This is a genomic window from Solibacillus merdavium (assembly GCF_014836935.1).
In the GTDB taxonomy this organism is placed as follows: Bacteria; Bacillota; Bacilli; order Bacillales_A; family Planococcaceae; genus Solibacillus; species Solibacillus ferritrahens.
The window spans coordinates 1-1,638 of sequence record NZ_JACSPW010000044.1 but is presented as its reverse complement, the minus strand read 5'-3'; the positions used below and the strand labels follow the sequence as shown (position 1 = coordinate 1,638).

The following is a 1,638-nucleotide window of genomic DNA, read 5'->3' as shown; positions in this document are numbered from 1 at the left end:
AAAAGTAGCATGAAAGAATTTGAAGATATATTTAGTGAACTACAAGCGGATATGATATCCATATGTATGGAATATGTTGAAGATAGAGCCGATAAAGTATTTGTTTATGCTTCATGTGAAGAAAGTATGATATCTAGTAGTTTCTTTTATCTAATTAACAATAAATATGTAGAACCCCATAAATTGAACGACGCATTGAAGAGTGAGGAAGAAATTTTTGACGTGTCTACAGAACGTCAATTTATGGTATTAAATATTATCGGCGATGATATCGAAAAAATCGAAGAATTATGTAAAGAATATGAACGAGATATGCCAACTGAAATGAAATTAATATATGATGTTAAGACAGGTAATTTCAAAGCGAGTTACAAGTATGATTTAGTTTATACACATGACGATATTAAAACAGCGGATGATATAGCAGATGAGTGGTTTGAGGAGATAAAAAATAATAATTATTAAACTGAGAAGTAGTCAAATTTATTTAGAGTTATTGTGTGAAGCATAGCGTAAAGCTCGGAGCAAAGGCTGTTTCAGGAGCTACATCGGGTAGCAAAGCAACAAATAAAACAGTAAATCTGGCCAAGTCCCCAACACCGAAGAATACGACAAAGCAGCAAGCACCATTATCACCTGCGAAAACTAATCAGAATACTAATGGTAAGGGTAATGTACCTAAGGGCTATTATCAAGATGTAAATGGAAAATAGCGCAGACCTGACGGGAAATACGCAAGTAACAAAGAAGTCGGGTTACCTGAACCAAGTGGGCTAAGTAAACGTTTGGAATATATGGGTAGTACACCTGGAAAAAGCTCGAAAACAGGTAAAGAAGTAATCGAGAGAATGAAAAAAGAAAATCCACCAAAAATTCGAACAACACGTAAGGGTGAAATTGAATTTATGGCAATTAATGGAAAATGGTACAGTCTAGTAAATGCAGATATGGCTCATAAAACTGATGCTGTTTCATGGTGGAATAGTACTGGTAGATATTATGGTGCAAAATCTCCAGAGGTTAGAGAATGGATGCTTAATTCTAATAATTATAAACTAGATCACTATAGTTTAAATCGATCGGCAGGTGCAAAGTTAAAAGAAACCTACTTGCCACCAAAAAAATAATCTTATTGAGGTGATTAATATTGGAACTGGATGATCAGGTTTACAACAGGATTGTAGAATTATGTAACAAAGGAAATGTTTTTGTAGAAAATGAACAAAATGAAAAGGCAATTGAAATTTATTTGGAAGCTTTGGATTTAGTACCGTTTCCGAAAGAAGATTGGGAAACAAGTACATGGATTTATACCGCTTTAGGCGACACTTATTATTATAATAGCGAATACGAGCAGGCAAAAAGACATCTATATAATGCTTTGAATTGCCCAAATGGTGCATCGAATCCTTTTATCTTACTGAGACTAGGAGAAAGTTTGTTCGAATGTGGTGAATTAAGTAAAGCAACAGAATATTTATTAAGAGCTTATATGTTAGAAGGATATAAGATATTTTTTAATGAAGATGATAAATATTTTCAGTTAATTGTAGATTTAATTTAGGGAGCATTCCTGTTAGAAGGATTTTCGGGGACTTGAAAACAAAAAAGCCCTCCTGTATGATGCTTGAGTATCAA

At 33.5% G+C, this 1,638-nt stretch carries 4 protein-coding genes; all 4 read left to right on the top strand.

From position 1 onward, the window contains the following. The first annotated feature begins 9 nt into the window (after positions 1-9). The 4 genes from H9632_RS18650 to H9632_RS18635 all read left to right on the top strand — a co-directional run bounded on the left by H9632_RS18650 (position 10) and on the right by H9632_RS18635 (position 1,564). Positions 10-465 carry a DUF600 domain-containing protein gene (locus H9632_RS18650; protein ID WP_191705560.1) on the top strand — a complete coding sequence of 152 codons (456 nt, stop codon included), beginning with the start codon at positions 10-12 and terminating at the stop codon, positions 463-465. A 35-nt stretch (positions 466-500) separates the two neighbouring features. Continuing rightward, complete coding sequence (locus H9632_RS18645) at positions 501-713, top strand: hypothetical protein (RefSeq protein WP_191705559.1); 213 nt, start codon at positions 501-503, stop codon at positions 711-713. An 81-nt stretch (positions 714-794) separates the two neighbouring features. Continuing rightward, positions 795-1,127: a GH-E family nuclease gene (locus tag H9632_RS18640; protein WP_191705561.1), complete on the top strand. Its 333-nt coding sequence runs from the start codon at positions 795-797 to the stop codon at positions 1,125-1,127. A gap of 20 nt (positions 1,128-1,147) precedes the next feature. Then, positions 1,148-1,564, top strand: coding sequence for a tetratricopeptide repeat protein (locus H9632_RS18635; protein WP_191705558.1), 417 nt, complete (start codon positions 1,148-1,150; stop codon positions 1,562-1,564). The last annotated feature ends 74 nt before the right edge of the window (positions 1,565-1,638 follow it).